Origin of the sequence: Candidatus Methylopumilus planktonicus (genome assembly GCF_000981505.1) — a bacterium.
GTDB lineage: Bacteria > Pseudomonadota > Gammaproteobacteria > Burkholderiales > Methylophilaceae > Methylopumilus > Methylopumilus planktonicus.
The window spans coordinates 1,324,273-1,339,862 of sequence record NZ_LN827929.1; the positions used below are offsets into that span (position 1 = coordinate 1,324,273).

General features: G+C 38.2%; 16 protein-coding genes. 9 read left to right on the top strand and 7 right to left on the bottom strand.

Annotation, left to right across the window (positions count from 1 at the left end):
* Positions 1 to 7: 7 nt before the first annotated feature.
* The 3 genes from hemL to thiD are packed head-to-tail and all read right to left on the bottom strand — an operon-like array spanning position 8 to position 2,738.
* Complete coding sequence (hemL, locus tag BN1208_RS06920; RefSeq protein WP_046489068.1) at positions 8 to 1,288, bottom strand: glutamate-1-semialdehyde 2,1-aminomutase; 1,281 nt, start codon at positions 1,286 to 1,288, stop codon at positions 8 to 10.
* Positions 1,289 to 1,294: 6 nt separating this feature from the next.
* Positions 1,295 to 1,921: a thiamine phosphate synthase gene (gene thiE / locus BN1208_RS06925; protein ID WP_046489412.1), complete on the bottom strand. Its 627-nt coding sequence runs from the start codon at positions 1,919 to 1,921 to the stop codon at positions 1,295 to 1,297.
* Positions 1,899 to 2,738 carry a bifunctional hydroxymethylpyrimidine kinase/phosphomethylpyrimidine kinase gene (gene thiD / locus BN1208_RS06930; RefSeq protein WP_046489070.1) on the bottom strand — a complete coding sequence of 280 codons (840 nt, stop codon included), beginning with the start codon at positions 2,736 to 2,738 and terminating at the stop codon, positions 1,899 to 1,901. The genes thiE and thiD overlap by 23 nt, the downstream gene beginning before the upstream one ends.
* Positions 2,739 to 3,037: 299 nt before the next feature.
* Here thiD and BN1208_RS06935 point away from each other — a divergent pair, with 299 nt between their 5' ends.
* On the top strand, positions 3,038 to 3,367 hold the full coding sequence (locus BN1208_RS06935) for a hypothetical protein (RefSeq protein WP_046489071.1): 330 nt from the start codon (positions 3,038 to 3,040) through the stop codon (positions 3,365 to 3,367).
* 80 nt (positions 3,368 to 3,447) lie between these two features.
* On the opposite strand, the gene BN1208_RS06940 is transcribed toward BN1208_RS06935, so the two are convergent.
* Positions 3,448 to 5,655, bottom strand: a complete 2,208-nt coding sequence (locus tag BN1208_RS06940) for a primosomal protein N' (RefSeq protein WP_046489073.1) — start codon at positions 5,653 to 5,655, stop codon at positions 3,448 to 3,450.
* A 76-nt stretch (positions 5,656 to 5,731) separates the two neighbouring features.
* On the opposite strand from BN1208_RS06940, the gene argS reads away from it, so the two are divergent.
* The 6 genes from argS to BN1208_RS06975 all read left to right on the top strand — a co-directional run bounded on the left by argS (position 5,732) and on the right by BN1208_RS06975 (position 10,473).
* Entirely contained in the window at positions 5,732 to 7,405 is a 1,674-nt protein-coding gene (gene argS, locus BN1208_RS06945; RefSeq protein WP_046489075.1) for an arginine--tRNA ligase, read from the top strand.
* Between the two features lie 14 nt (positions 7,406 to 7,419).
* On the top strand, positions 7,420 to 7,983 hold the full coding sequence (locus BN1208_RS06950; protein WP_046489077.1) for an SPOR domain-containing protein: 564 nt from the start codon (positions 7,420 to 7,422) through the stop codon (positions 7,981 to 7,983).
* Positions 7,984 to 7,992: 9 nt separating this feature from the next.
* Positions 7,993 to 8,625 (top strand): thiol:disulfide interchange protein DsbA/DsbL, encoded by a 633-nt coding sequence (locus BN1208_RS06955; protein ID WP_046489079.1) that lies wholly within the window; start codon positions 7,993 to 7,995, stop codon positions 8,623 to 8,625.
* On the top strand, positions 8,597 to 9,391 hold the full coding sequence (locus BN1208_RS06960; protein WP_046489080.1) for an SDR family oxidoreductase: 795 nt from the start codon (positions 8,597 to 8,599) through the stop codon (positions 9,389 to 9,391). Before BN1208_RS06955 ends, BN1208_RS06960 begins: the two co-directional genes overlap by 29 nt.
* 53 nt (positions 9,392 to 9,444) lie before the next feature.
* The gene (locus tag BN1208_RS06965) at positions 9,445 to 9,798 is read left to right on the top strand and encodes a helix-turn-helix domain-containing protein (protein WP_046489082.1); all 354 of its coding nucleotides are present in this window, start codon (positions 9,445 to 9,447) and stop codon (positions 9,796 to 9,798) included.
* A gap of 270 nt (positions 9,799 to 10,068) precedes the next feature.
* Positions 10,069 to 10,473 (top strand): hypothetical protein, encoded by a 405-nt coding sequence (locus tag BN1208_RS06975; protein ID WP_046489086.1) that lies wholly within the window; start codon positions 10,069 to 10,071, stop codon positions 10,471 to 10,473.
* Positions 10,474 to 10,551: 78 nt separating this feature from the next.
* Here the strand turns inward: BN1208_RS06975 and BN1208_RS06980 are convergent, their stop codons facing one another.
* A complete protein-coding gene (locus BN1208_RS06980; protein WP_046489088.1) occupies positions 10,552 to 10,878 on the bottom strand; it encodes a hypothetical protein in 327 nt (108 codons plus the stop codon).
* Between the two features lie 106 nt (positions 10,879 to 10,984).
* Here BN1208_RS06980 and BN1208_RS06985 point away from each other — a divergent pair, with 106 nt between their 5' ends.
* Both BN1208_RS06985 and BN1208_RS06990 read left to right on the top strand, forming a co-directional pair.
* Positions 10,985 to 12,307, top strand: coding sequence for a UDP-glucose dehydrogenase family protein (locus BN1208_RS06985; RefSeq protein ID WP_046489090.1), 1,323 nt, complete (start codon positions 10,985 to 10,987; stop codon positions 12,305 to 12,307).
* A complete protein-coding gene (locus BN1208_RS06990; protein ID WP_046489091.1) occupies positions 12,308 to 13,309 on the top strand; it encodes an NAD-dependent epimerase in 1,002 nt (333 codons plus the stop codon).
* A gap of 1 nt (position 13,310) precedes the next feature.
* Here the strand turns inward: BN1208_RS06990 and BN1208_RS06995 are convergent, their stop codons facing one another.
* Both BN1208_RS06995 and glmS read right to left on the bottom strand, forming a co-directional pair.
* Positions 13,311 to 13,634, bottom strand: coding sequence for a hypothetical protein (locus tag BN1208_RS06995; protein WP_046489093.1), 324 nt, complete (start codon positions 13,632 to 13,634; stop codon positions 13,311 to 13,313).
* Between the two features lie 116 nt (positions 13,635 to 13,750).
* The gene (glmS, locus tag BN1208_RS07000; protein ID WP_046489095.1) at positions 13,751 to 15,583 is read right to left on the bottom strand and encodes a glutamine--fructose-6-phosphate transaminase (isomerizing); all 1,833 of its coding nucleotides are present in this window, start codon (positions 15,581 to 15,583) and stop codon (positions 13,751 to 13,753) included.
* Between the last annotated feature and the right edge of the window lie 7 nt (positions 15,584 to 15,590).

The following is a 15,590-nucleotide window of genomic DNA, read 5'->3' on the forward strand; positions in this document are numbered from 1 at the left end:
ATTGGGCTTATTTAAGAACTTTAAAGGCTTTTTTTGCGGCTTCAATCGTTTGATGAATATCCTGATCTGTATGGGATATAGATACGAAGCCTGCCTCAAATGCGGACGGGCCAAAGTAGAAACCAGAGGAAAGCATATGATGGAAAAATTGATTGAACTGTTCTTTGTTGCTTTGCATGATTTCATCAAAGCTTGTGGGTGCTTTTTCACTAAAGTACATACCAAACATGCCGCCTACTGATTGTGCACTGAATTTAACATCTAAATCATGTGCGGCTTTTGTTAAACCATCCACCAGTGATTTGGTTTTCTTAGTTAATTCTTCATAGAAATTTGGAGCTTGCACGAGTTTGAGTGTTGCAAGTCCTGCCGCTACTGCCACGGGGTTTCCAGACAATGTACCCGCTTGGTATACAGCACCTATGGGTGCCAAACATTGCATAATATCTCGTCGCCCCCCAAATGCACCAACAGGCAAACCGCCACCAATCACTTTACCAAGTGTCGTCAAATCAGGCGTAATGCCATAGAGCGCTTGAGCACCACCTAGATGCACTCTAAAGCCTGTCATCACTTCATCAAAAATAAGCACCGCACCATGTTTGGTGCATAACTCTCGTAATGTTTTTAAGAATTCCATATGAGGAATAATGAGATTCATGTTGCCCACAACTGGCTCAATAATCACGGTTGCAATGGTGTCACCTTTTTCTTTAAAAAGCGTTTTTAATGCATCGATATCGTTATAAGGTAACGTCAATGTATGTTTAGCGACATCTTCTGGAACCCCTGCGGAACTTGGTTCTCCAAAGGTTAGGAGTCCTGAACCTGCCTTCACTAATAGCGCATCTGCATGACCGTGATAACAACCCTCGAATTTAACTAAAGTATCTCGCTTGGTGAATCCTCGTGCGACACGAATCGCACTCATCGTCGCTTCCGTGCCTGAACTCACGAGTCGAACTTGTTCGATACTAGGGACAAGTTTGACGAGTAATTCCGCCATCTCAAGCTCTCTTTTTGTTGGAGCACCAAATGACAAACTATCAAATGAAGCTTCTTGAACCGCTTTTAAGACTTGCGGGTGTGCGTGGCCCAATATCATGGGGCCCCAGGAATTGATGTATTCGATATATTCGCATCCATCTTCATCCCATAGTTTGCTACCCAAACCTTTTTTGAAAAAAATTGGTGTACCGCCGACAGACTTAAATGCGCGCACAGGCGAATTGACGCCTCCTGGGATGACTTTTTGTGAGCGTTCAAATAGCGTTTTATTTTGACTCATATCGATTTAATGAAACATCTTTAAAAATGTTTCTGCAGTTTCCTTAATTGATTTAGCTTCGTAAAGACTTGTAATGACAGCAATCGCGTCGATCCCTGTCTCAATCACATCATGAGCATTATTCACGGTGATGCCCCCAATTGCAACGATGGGGATATGAATTTCAGATTTAGCTTCACTTAGAAGTTCTAACGTGGCTCTGGTGGCGTTAGGCTTTGTGAGAGTTGGGAACATCGCACCAAAAGCGACATAGTTCGCACCCTCTTTCTGGGCCTGTTTTGCGCGACTTAACTGGTCATAACATGAGCTTCCAATGATGGCATCTTCGCCTAAAATAAGCCTAACTTCGGCGATATTGTCATCATTTTTGCCTAAATGAACACCATCTGCCTCCAAATTAAGGCACATGCCTACATCGTCATTCACAATACATGGCACAGCATATTCGCGACAAAGACGTAAAATAGCACCACATTGCTGCATTTTAACGTCACGATCTTGTATTTTACTGCGATATTGCACCATAGAAGCCCCACCTTCAATGGCTAATTGCGTTTTATGGATAAGTGTATTTAAGTCAGCCGTATCAGGAGTGATGGCGTATAAACCTTTAATGATGAATGAATCGCGCATATTCCAATTCATCATCATGAGCCCAAAAGAGTCGATCCGGAATAAATTGGCCCATACCAGGCTTATACCCATGCTTTAAAGACTGCCAAGTAAAGCGCTGTCCTTCTTGAATGGCTTCTTCTAATGTGGAACCTAATGCCATACAACCAGCGATGGCTGAAGCTAATGTACAGCCTGAGCCGTGATAGCTGCCTACTAATCTTTCCCAGTTGTAACTCTTCACTTTGCCGTTCTCGTTATATAAAGTATTAATAACTTCGGTCGTCACTTCATGAGTGCCTGTAATTAAAGCCAGTTGGCACCCCGTATTAAGAAGTCGCTCAGCACATTCATCTAAACTTGCTTCACCAAAATCGTCACCATCTTTAAATGCTAAGCGTCTTGCTTCAATACTATTTGGAGTAATAAGGGTTGCTTGTGATAACAATAAGTCTGACATCGCATTAATCATTTCATTGGTGACTAATGCATCCCCTCGACCCGAGGCCAATACAGGATCGATGATGAGCGGAATTGTGGGATAGTCCGCCACAATTTCTGCAATCATCGCAATCGTTTCAACGTTGCCTAATAAGCCTAATTTAAATGCGGCGACTTCCATATCCTCTAATAAAGTGCGCGCTTGATCATTCACCCAGTCCGCATCAAAAGCCATCATGCTTTCAACGCCGGAGGTATCTTGCACAGTAATGGCTGTGGTGATAGACAAAGGATGGCAACCTAAACTGGCTAGCGTTAAAACGTCAGCTTGAAGTCCGGCGCCGCCCGTAGGATCGGTCGCTGAAAATGTCATGACGCATGGAGGATTTTTTTTCATGATTTAGTGTGTTTTAGAACTTATAGTTTCAGTAGTATTATGAGTTAATTAAACACTCAAAAGTTTAAAGATAAAAATTATTTTCTATGTTGTGTGCTTTATCCTTTTTACAATTGTATTCACCGCATACATTGCTGGCAGAGTCAGAAACATCTCAACACCTGGCTCTAACTTAATCTTAATGGTAACGCTTTGGGGGCTCTTTGCTACTTTTGCCAAATCAAAAATAAATTAAATAATTAATTTAATTCAAAGTTATTTATAATTTTGCAATAAACTATTTTAAAAGGGCTATTAAAATGAATATCAAATACATTCTAATATTAATTACAGCGATTTTTATATCTGCCTGTAGCTCTATGACATACACAACCAAACAAGAATCATCTGAAAAAAATAAACCGGTAATTCATGAAATTAAATGTGTGGCTCTCAGTGGATGTGAAGCAAAAGCAGCTGAATTGTGCGCTGATGGGTATAACATTCTCAACACATCTGAATCAGTGCCATATGTATTAAATAAAATGGAAATTTCATGTAAAACAAAAAAACCTCCTGTGATAGATAAGAAGGAGGACTCAAAGCTAAATGATGCAATCATCGATATTGAAAAAGAAATGAAAAAATAAATTTACATTTTCTCATAAAGGTCTTAGGGGCAACATTCCGCTCGAAGGCTCTAAAATTACTAAAATAAAAAAATAGCTTCTTAAAATTCCAATGGGTCAACATCAACGACCCATTTCACTCTCTGGCCTAATTTGTTTTCACGCAAATAAGACACCCAACCATCTAGGAGTTTTTGCAATGCCACACGGGAATTTGCCTGTAAAACCAATTGGGCTCGTTCCATGCCTTTCAAACGCTCCATAATAGGGCGCACTGGATTATAAACAGTAACTTGTGTGCTTAAATTTTGGGCTTTTGTCATCGCTTCATTTAAGAATTGCATCACATGCGTTAATTGATGTGCCTCGGCTTTTAAGAGAACTAAGAATGCAAAAGGGCTTAGCTCTGCCAATTCTCTTTCTTTTAAAAGTTCATTGGCAAAGTTTTCATAGTCGTGCGTTTTCAAGGCTTCAAATATAGGGTGGTTTGGGAAAGCGGTTTGAATATATACCTCGCCCTTGATGTTGGCTCTCCCAGCTCGACCACTTACTTGCATCAGTTGAGAAAACAAACGCTCGCTCGCTCTAAAGTCGGGGCTATATAAAGCCTGATCCGTATCTATCACACCGACTAAACTTAAATGTGGAAAGTCGTGACCTTTAGATAGCATTTGAGTGCCAATGAGAATATCAATTTCACGATTTTTCATTTTTAAGAATAAATCATTTAGCGCTTCTTTAGTTTTTGTTGAGTCTCGATCTACTCTTAAAATACGCGCTTCAGGAAAAAATTCTTTTAATGTTTCTTCTATGCGCTGTGTCCCTAATCCTGTTGGATATAAATCTGTATTGCCACATGATGGACACTGCTGTGGCATTTTTTCATCATGGCCACAGTGGTGACAACGTAATCGTTTTTGATTTAAATGAACCACTAGACGACTGCTGCATCGATGACAACGTCCTGTCCACTGACACGACGAACAAAGAAGCACAGGTGCGAAACCACGTCTATTAATAAAAATAAGGCTTTGTTCTTTTTTATGTAAACGGTCCCGAATCGCTTCAATGAGATAAGGTGAGAAACCTTTTGAAACTTTAGACTTTGCAACATCAATACATTTAATTTCAGGGAGTGCTGAGTCGTCAACCGCGCGGGATGTTAATTTTAGAAAGCCAAATTTTTTGGTGTCTTTGGTTTTAGTCGCGTTAAACCAAGTCTCAAGCGATGGCGTTGCCGTTCCCATCACGATCGGAATGTTTTCGGATTTTGCACGGAAAATCGCGACATCCCTTGCGTGATAACGTAACCCCTCTTGTTGCTTAAATGACGCATCGTGCTCTTCATCAATGATGATGAGGGATAAATGTGGCATGGGTGTAAAAACACTTAAACGTGTCCCAATGACAATTTTAGCTGCGCCCTCTTTAGCAAGTCGCCAATGGGTTAAACGTTCGTTATCCGTTAAGTGACTATGGAGTGTCACGAGCGTATATTTTTCAAAACGAGATCTAAAACGACTCTCGAGCTGGGGTGTTAAATTAATTTCAGGGACGAGGACTAAGACTTGTGTATCTTCTTTTTTTAATGCCTCTTCAATTAAACGAATATAGACTTCGGTTTTACCGCTTCCTGTAATGCCATAAAGTAACCAAGCTGCAAAAGTTTTATTTGTTTTTGAAATCTCATCGAATGCTTTTTGTTGTTCATCATTCAATGATGGAATGGGCGCTTGCCTATAGGCTTTATCGTCTGAAGTTACCTCTTCTTTTGCAATCCAACCCATCTCATCCAACGTTTCGATTGACTTTTTCCAAGTGCTACTGATCGAGCGTAGACTTGATTCGTCAAGGAGGGTCGCATCAATTAAAGCCATCACGATACGTTTTAGTATCGTTTGGCGAGGTGGTAATTGATCGACACCTAACTCAATGGCTTTGGGGGTTAGGCGATATAGATATTTTTTCGCCATCGCCTTTGTATTTAATTTTTTTAATCTAGATGGCACAGCGGACAAAATCGTTTGCCCTAAGGGGTAGTGATAATACTGACTACAAAATTGAAAAAGCTTAAAACTTTGCTCATCAAAAATCACTTCAGGATCTAAACGGATAATAGACTTTAATTTTTTAGATTCAATGGCTGTCGTATCAGAAATGCCGACCACGACACCGATCATTTTGCGAGCACCAAAAGGGACCACGACATACTGTCCAATTTGAGTATTGGGTTTGTCCGTCCTATAGTCAAACACCCGATCGAGTGGCACATCGAGAGCGACTTTTAAAATATGAAGTGCATCAGTCATGGTATTAGTTTTTAAGGGGAGTCCATCAATTCTAAGTTAAAATAAACGCTTTAATCCTTACCTATCATTCTAAGACGTGAAATCACATCTTCTACAATTATTGTTGCCCGTTGCACAATCGATACATCCTGAGATTTTATCGAATTCTATTCAATTAGATCGTCCTAAATTGATCGAGCATGGAGATTTTTCGAGTAACTTGGCGATGGTACTCGCAAAGACTTTGAAAAAAAATCCGCGTGAATTAGCTTCCCTCATTATTGAGAAGTTGCCTGCCTCACCTTTTATTGAAAAAGTTGAAATTGCGGGTGCGGGTTTTATTAATTTCTACTTGAACGAAAAAGCACGCACCTTCATTATCCATGAGATTTTAAAAAATCCTGACGTCTACGGACAAAATACTTCAGGGCATGATGAAAAGGGCAAGCCTCAAAAAGTCCAAATCGAATTTGTATCTGCTAATCCTACAGGTCCTCTTCATGTGGGTCATGGTCGAGGCGCTGCGATTGGAGATTCATTAGCGAGGCTTTTGAAATTTAATGGCTGGGACGTGACGCGGGAATTTTACTACAATGATGCAGGTGCGCAAATTGATAATCTCACAAAATCTGTGCATGCCAGGTGTCACAATATAGACCCCTCGGATCCTGCATTTCCTGAAGATGGTTATCGCGGTGAATATATTGTCGAAATTGCGAATGCTTTTTTGAACAAAAGTAGCATTGAATGCGAAGGTAAAACGATTCATGCATCTGGCCAAATTGACGACTTAGAATCTATTCGACAATTCAGTGTCGCTTACTTAAGACATGAACAAGATCAAGATTTAAATGCCTTCCAAATTCAGTTTGATGTGTTCACATTAGAATCTTTGTTCTACCAAAATGGTCACATTGAAAAGGTAGTCGCGTCCCTCACACAAAATGGTTTTACCTATGAGGAAGACAATGCCCTTTGGTTAAAAACGACGGATTTTGGGGACGACAAAAATCGTGTTATGAAAAAATCTGATGGAAGTTATACCTATTTCGTTCCTGATGTGGCTTATCACTTCAATAAATGGGAGCGAGGATTTAAACGTGTTATTAATGAACATGGTTCTGATCATCACAGCACCATTACCCGTGTCAGGGCTGGTCTTCAAGCTTTAAAAATCGGAATCCCTGAAAGCTATCCTGAGTATGTGTTGCATCAAATGATCACAGTGATGAAGGGCGGGGAAGAAGTAAAACTTTCTAAGCGCGCGGGTAGTTATGTCACATTACGCGATCTTATTGATGAAGTGGGTTGTGATGCCACACGCTTCTTCTTAATTGCTCGTAAATCTGATTCACAACTCGTTTTTGATATTGATTTAGCCAAAACACAAAATTCAGATAACCCTGTGTATTACATTCAATATGCACATGCGCGTATTGCAGGCGTTTTAAGACAATGGGGTGGAGATATTAATCAATTAAATCACGTTAATATTGATGATCTTAAGTCGACACAAGAACTCGTTCTGGTTAAACGCTTAAGTGAATTTCCAGAAATGGTTTTACATGCCGCTTCTGAATTAGCACCGCATACGATTGCAAACTATTTAAAAGACTGTGCAGCCGATCTTCATAGCTATTATAATGACACTAAGTTTTTGGTTGAAAATGAAGATGAAAAGTTAGCACGATTAAGTTTAATTCGTGCCACACAAATTGTATTAAAAAATGGTCTATATCTTCTTGGTGTGAACGCTCCGGAAAACATGTAGCTTAAAAGGTAAATATGGAAAAAGGAAAATCAGGTAGTTCTTTTATGAACGGTCTTTTTATGGGCGTTCTAGTAGGTATTGGATTATCGATTGCTATTACCGTCTTTATTACTAATGGCAAAAGTCCTTTTGTAAGTAAAGATACGAATGGGGCTTGTATTGAAATTCAGGGGGCTAAACCTGAAGGAGAGGTTGCAGCAGATAATGCTATCCAAGATCAACCGACTAAATTTGATTTTTATAATATCCTGCCTAATAACGATAAAGATATCTCAGACCGAGAAGCAACACAGGCTTTAAAAAATCCAGCCAGCATTCCACAAAAAGAAGTGTACTTCTACCAAGTGGGTGCATTCAATTCGGATAAGGATGCTGATAACACTAAAGCAAAATTGGCACTTTTAGGATTTGAGGCAGTCGTACTCACAGCCCCTTCACAAAATAATGAAGTGGATCATAAAGTAAGAGTGGGCCCTCTAACCGATGATGCACAAATTATGAAAACCAAAAATGATCTCATTAAAAATGGCTTTAAGCCCATTTTAGTGAGGGCAACACTTAACAATACAAATAATTAAGGATAATTTATGAAAAAAATCTTAATCACTTTTTTAATGCTTTTTAGCTCACTTTCCTTTGCCGTAGCGCCTGAGATTGGTGTTAATTTTGATAAAACAGCACAGTTAGTTCCAACAGATAACAAAGATAAAATTGAAATCACGGAACTCTTTTGGTATGGATGTATTCACTGTTACCAACTGGATCCTATGTTGAGTGACTGGGTAAAAAAATTACCTAAAGATGTTTACTTTAAACGTATGCCTGCCATTCCACGTCCTGATTGGGCGCCGATGGCGCGAGCCTTTTATGCCATGGAAACATTAGGTGTAGCTGACAAACTTCATACAGCGATATTTGAGGCTGTGCATAAAGACCGCACACTTAACCCAAGTGACGAAAAAGCAATTCTTCAGTGGGTTACATTAAAGTCAGGTCTTGATCGAAAAAAAGTGGAGGATGCTTTTAATTCATTTTCGATGAATGCTGCTTTAAATAAGGCAGTGCAAGTCTTCAAAGCATCAGGAGCCACAGGTGTGCCCACGCTCATGATTGATGGTAAATACATCACCTCAAGTACGATGGCGGGTGGCAATAATGAAGCATTGCAAATTGCTGACTTCATCATCAGCAATGTCAGAAAAGATCGCAATAAAAAATAAACCTTTAAAAGTTTTTATCACCGGTGCCTCAAGCGGTATCGGTGAATCATTGGCTCATCAGTATGCTAAAGAAGGTGCAACCTTAGGTTTGGTGGGGCGACGTCTAGAACTTCTCACAAAAATAAAATCAAATATCAAAACCGATTGTGAAATTTATGCAGTCGATGTCTCAGATCAAAAAAAACTTCAAAAAGCTGCAAATCATTTCATTAAAAAATATGGTCCGCCTGATATTGTGATTGCCAATGCAGGTGTGAGCACTGGAACCCTTGCCGGTGAAAAGAAAGACCTTGACACATTTAAACGTGTCATTGAGATTAATTTGTTTGGTGTCATACACACCTTTCTTCCTTTTATTGAAATTTATAAAAAGAAGAAGTCGGGTCAGTTAGTTGGAATTGCAAGTGTGGCTGGCATTAGAGGCTTACCTGGTTCGGGGGCTTATAGTACTTCAAAAGCGGCTTTAATCAATTATCTGGAAAGTCTGCGTATTGAGATGAGGCCTTTTGGTATTCATGTGACAACGATTGCACCAGGCTTCATTCATACGCTCATGACAAAACATAATTGCTATACCATGCCTTTTATTTTAGATGTGGATGTTGCGGTATCTCGCTTCAGGAAAGCCATTCATAATAAAAAATGCTTTGTCATCATTCCTTGGCAGATGAAAATCGTAGGCACTATCATGAAATTTTTACCTGCACCTTTATGGGACTTTTTAGCTAAAGGAGGTCCTAAAAAAATCAGGAAAATGATTCAATAATTATCCCAAATTCCCTGTATCCACAAAACGTAAAATAAATTAAAATCTTATTTATGTCAAACCTCGAATACAACGGCCAAGTCCTAGCAACGTCTCGTGGTGAACTCAAGCTTAAAGCAGTCGATATCGCAACAGAGCTATGTTTATCTGTTGAGCAAGTCAACTCGCTTGAAAATAATTTAAGCGCTTTTTTTCATTCAAATAAATTAAAACAAGCAGTCATCAAGCGCTATTGTCGCCTCCTTAATATTGATGTAAATGCTGTCATTACTCAATATGAAATAGATATTACCGACAATAGTTTTCGAGAAGCTAAAAAGAGTAATCTAGGTAAGAGCTTTAAAAAATATCTTTATATTTCTATTGCGGCATTTATGACAACAATGTTTTGGAAACTTTTTGCGTAATGTTAAAAAAGGCAAAAGAATTATTTTTCAGATTTAGGACTCGACATTTTAAATTTATAGAATGCAGAAAGTCGTTGCGTTTTGATACGTCTGGCTATTATCCTTATCAAATCATGGAGATTGGTGAGAGCTTTTTAATTGATAATGTAAATGTAGAGACAATTCAAAAAAAACATGAAACGATTAATAAAGAGTTAAGTAAAATTTTTTAGCTAAAATAGAAGCTGACGCTGTCCGAATAACCCGTATTAAATGATTAAGGAAAACAAAATGGAATTTGATCAAAAAGAAGAAACGCCTTTTAATATCCCTGAAAAAAAGAAAACAGACAAAAAAACTTTGGCTGTTTACATTGGAGCAGGTGTAATAACAGTTAGTTCGCTCATTTTTGGTTACGCAAACTACCAAGCGACTTATTTCAAAGACATGGAAATTAAAAATCTTAAAACACAGTTAGAGGATGCCAACACTAAATTACAGCGGATTGATGTACTTGAAACTCAAGTTAGGGAATTGGAAGTGTCCTTGGCTGCTAAAAGTGCAGTTAAACCAGCTGCAGTTAAAAAAACAAAAGTATTACTGAAAAAAGAGACTAAAAAATTAGCGCCTGCTAAGAAGGTGATCAAGAAAACAAAACTGGTTAAATCGAAAGAAAAGAAGCCACTAAAAAAATAAAGTTATTAAAGTCGCCCCGAAAAAAAACTTTTTATGGGGCACTGAAAAAGGCTATGCCAATTACTCATTTTATAGCGGCTAGGTAATTTTATTTTTTGTAGGTTTTCTTACTAAAGTTTTTTTAGGTTCATCACCTAAATGAAGATCAACACCTTTCACTAAATTCTTAAATTCATTCGTATAGGTAATTTTTTTATCTTGAGGTGGTCTGCCATAAAGTGAAATGGCAGAAAAAATAATGGTATATAAAAGAATCACTGTCACAACAACCGTAGTCTCAGAAAAATAATCACGTACTAGGGTCAAAACAGGATCTAACCAGGCCCACCCTTGCTTAACTTGGTACTCAAGATTGTCTACCCAAACCAATTGAATGGCATGTAAATATTCAAATAAAGCCGTCATGATGAACTCCTCTTATATTCTTTAAATTATAAGTGAATTCCGTATCTAGAAAAGACAAGCCTTTAACAAAAGAGGTAAAATATGGCTTTAAATACAACGAATTATTATGAAAATTACTGTTGTTGGTGCAGGATATGTAGGTTTAGTGGGTGCTGCATGTTTAGCCGAGGTGGGTAATCACGTTTTAGGTCTTGACGTAAATGCAGAAAAAATTCGTATTCTAAAAGAAGGTGGTATTCCTATTCACGAGCCAGGCCTTTTAGAAATTGTTCGTCGTAATGTTGAAAATGGTCGTCTTTCTTTCACCACCAATGTCGAAGAAGCGGTAGGCTTTGGTGAAGTCCAATTCATAGCCGTTGGCACTCCTCCCGATGAAGATGGTTCTGCTGATCTGCAATATGTGACAGAAGCTGCTCGTAGTATTGGTCGCTTTATGAATTCAGCCAAAGTGATTGTAGATAAATCAACCGTTCCAATTGGAACAGGTGACATGGTCAAAGCGGCAGTAGCTGAAGAACTAAAGAAAAGAAATGTCGATATTCATTACAGTGTCGTTTCTAATCCAGAATTCTTAAAAGAAGGCGCTGCAGTTGAAGATTTTATGCGCCCTGATCGAATTATCATTGGGACTGAAGACCCAAAAGCGATTGAAGTTATGAAACAAGTTTATGCTCCCTTTCAAAGAAATCACGAAAGGCTTGTGGTCACCAACCTTAGAAGTGCTGAGCTTATTAAATATGCAGCTAATTCAATGTTAGCTACTCGCATTAGTTTTATGAACGAATTGGCTAACTTAGCTGAAATTGTGGGCGCTGATATCGAAATGGTGAGACAAGGTATAGGTTCTGATCCACGTATTGGTTATCACTTTTTATATCCGGGGTGTGGTTATGGCGGTTCATGTTTTCCAAAAGATGTGAAGGCTTTAATCAAAACTGCTAAAGATGTTGCTGGTTTCGATTTGAAATTACTTAAAGCAGTTGAAGAGGTGAATGACCTTCAAAAATTTGTATTGCCTAAAAAAATTAAAAAGCAATTTGGTGAAGATTTAAAAGGTAAACATTTTGCATTATGGGGTTTGGCTTTTAAACCTAACACCGATGATATGCGAGAAGCTTCAAGTCGTATACTGATTAATGAATTGATCAAAGCAGGAGCCTCGATCACAGCTTACGATCCTGTAGCGATGGATGAAGGAAAGCGTATTTTTAAAGATGAAAAACATTTAACTTTTGCTGATACACAAGATGAGGCTCTTAAAAATGCGAATGCGCTTATCATTGTCACAGAATGGACAGAATTTAGAAGTCCAGATTTTGCATTAATTAAATCTTCACTAAAATCTCCCATGATTTTTGATGGTAGAAATCTTTATGATCCAAAAGCTGTTCGAGCACTTGGATTTAATTACTATCCTATTGGACGTTAAATGAAAATCTTGGTGACAGGTGTAGCCGGTTTTATTGGCATGCATTGCGCCAAAAAACTTCTTGATGATGGTCATGAGATTATTGGTATCGATAATCTGAATGATTATTACGATGTGGCTTTAAAAAATGATCGGCTTAAAATATTAAAAAGTTATAAGCATTTTCGTTTTCTAAAGCTTGATATTAAAGACCAAAAAGACGTTCTTAATCTTTTTAAAAAAGAAATACCTCAACGAGTTCTTCATCTTGCAGCACAAGCAGGCGTGCGTTACTCCATTCAAAATCCGCATGTTTACATTGATTCCAACATACAAGGATTTATTAATATATTAGAAGGTTGTCGCACAATTAAAGCTGAACATCTTGTCTTTGCAAGTAGTTCGAGTGTATATGGTGGAAACGAGAAGGTGCCATTCAGCGAACACGACAATGTAGATCATCCAATAAGTCTCTATGCTGCGACTAAAAAAGCCAATGAACTCATGGCCCATACTTATAGTCATCTTTATCAAATTCCTACAACAGGTTTACGTTTTTTTACGGTGTATGGTCCATGGGGAAGGCCTGATATGTCACCTTTATTATTCACGAAAGCTATTTTAGCTAATGAGCCTATTCAGGTATTTAATCATGGCGATATGATGCGTGACTTTACTTATATTGACGACATCATAGTATCTGTCAAAGAAACATTATTTAAGTCTGCAACACCTAGTACCAATTTTGATTCGAAAAATCCTGATCCAGCTTCAAGTCATGCACCTTATCGTATTTTTAATATCGGCAATAGTCAGCCCCTGCCCTTGATGCACTTCATTGAAACACTTGAGGATGCTTTAGGTAAAAAAGCAATTATGAAAATGATGGATATGCAAGCAGGGGATGTCAAAGAAACTTCAGCAGATACCTCGGAACTTAATCGTTGGGTCAATTTCAAACCTAACACCTCCATCAAAGAAGGCGTTAAGCAATTTGTTGACTGGTATAAAACCTACTACTAAGTTATTTCTTTTTAGAAGCCTTATGCGCTTTATGAGCTTTTTTATTAGTCTTAGTTTTAGCTGAAGCTTTAGCTTTTGCAGTCGCTTTTGTTTTTGTCGCTAATTTTGTTTCTAAATTTTTCACTTCCATTTGAAGCGCTTTATTTTGATTGATCAGCTCTTCATTTTGAGCTGCCTGATCAGTTAATACGGCCACTTGATTTTGTAATGCTTTAATTTCACTTGCTTGACCGGTAATTTTATCTTGTGCATTGTAAGCCACGAATAATGAACCTACTACGATAACGCCAGCGACTACATACTGCACAATTGTTTTAGTTTCCATTTAAATTAATGTCCTTTTTGATGTAAATAAACTTCTAGTTAATATTTTATCCTTTTTACGAAAAGACTTTAATTTATATTTTTAATATTTTCTATAGGTGACATATTAAGTTTTCATTACTCAACCGTGACAGACTTTGCTAGGTTACGAGGTTTATCTACATCTGTACCTTTAATAAGTGCGACATGATAAGCCAATAACTGAACTGGAATAGAGTGAATAATTGGAGACAATACACCAGTATGTCTTGGCGTTCTGATCACACGAACACCAGGACTTTCCGAAAAATGACTGTCAGCATCTGCGAACACAAAAATTTCACCGCCGCGCGCTTTGACTTCCTGCATATTAGATTTTACTTTTTCGAGTAAATTATCGTTTGGTGCAATCACTACGACTGGCATATCATGATCCACCAAGGCTAAGGGTCCATGCTTTAATTCGCCTGCAGGATAAGCTTCTGCATGAATATATGAAATCTCTTTTAATTTCAGCGCTCCTTCCATAGCAATCGGGTAATGAATACCTCGACCCAGGAATAGTGCATGGTGTTTATCAGCAAATAACTTTGCCCACTCTTTAATTTGCGGTTCTAAGTTAAGCGCTTGTTGGATGCTACCTGGTAAATGTCTTAAACTTTCTAGATAATTTTTTTCTTCTGTCTTGGTAATAAGCTTTTTAAAAGTAGCAATCGCCACAGCTAAACTAAAAAGGGATACCAGTTGTGTTGTAAAAGCTTTAGTAGATGCTACGCCAATTTCTACACCCGCCCTTGTATATAGAATAAGTTTTGATGCACGCACAATCGCACTTTCCTGCACATTACAAATTGCTAAACTTAAATGCTGACCTAAAGACTGGGCATGCTTTAAAGCTTCCATCGTATCTAAAGTTTCGCCTGACTGAGAAATAGTCAGGATCAATTGGTTGGCATTAGGTACTGAGTCGCGATACCGATATTCGCTTGAGATTTCTACCGTGGTTGGTATTTTTGCAATACTTTCTAACCAATACTTAGCCGTGACTCCTGCGTAATAACTTGTCCCTGCCGCCAAAATTAAAATACTATCTATTTTAGAAAATACGTCCTTTGCATTTTGCCCGAACAAGCTTACGTCAAAATGACCTTGATCAATGATGGCTTCAATCGTATCAGTCAAAGCGCGAGGTTGCTCATAAATTTCTTTTTGCATAAAGTGATCATATGGACCTAATTCCATGGAGGATAAAGTTACTTCACTAATATGTGTTTTGCGTGTAATCACCTTTTTATCTTTATCAAAAATTTGAATGCCATCTTTTTTTACTTGAACAATATCACCGTCTTCAAGATAGATTACCTTTCTAGTGACGGCTAAAAGCGCTGAAATATCTGATGCAATGAAATTTTGTGTATCTCCTAATCCTATGATAAGAGGGCAGCCTAGACGTGCACAAATCATTTCATCAGGATTTTTAAGCGAGATCACAGCAATTGCAAATGCACCCCTTAATTCTTCACCCAGCATTTGAATTGCTTCAAGAAGAGTTTTACTTTTATGTTTGATAAAATAATGAATGAGATGTGCAATGACTTCCGTATCTGTTTGTGATTCAAAGTGGTAACCTAATTTTTTAAGGTGCTCACGTTTTTCTTCATAATTTTCAATAATCCCATTGTGAACAACTGCAATCTCGCCCTCTGACACATGCGGATGTGCATTAAGTTCAGTGACACCGCCATGTGTTGCCCATCTAGTATGACCAATACCTAAAAATCCTTCCAATTCCTGATCTTTAACCATTGCTTCAATCTCAGAAACACGTCCTACGGAACGAACTCGCTCAATGCCATTTCTTAACACTGCAATACCGGAAGAATCATAACCACGATATTCGAGACGACTTAATCCTTCGATTAAATGTGGAACGATATTTTTATTTGAAATTGCACCTACAATGCCGCACATATATATT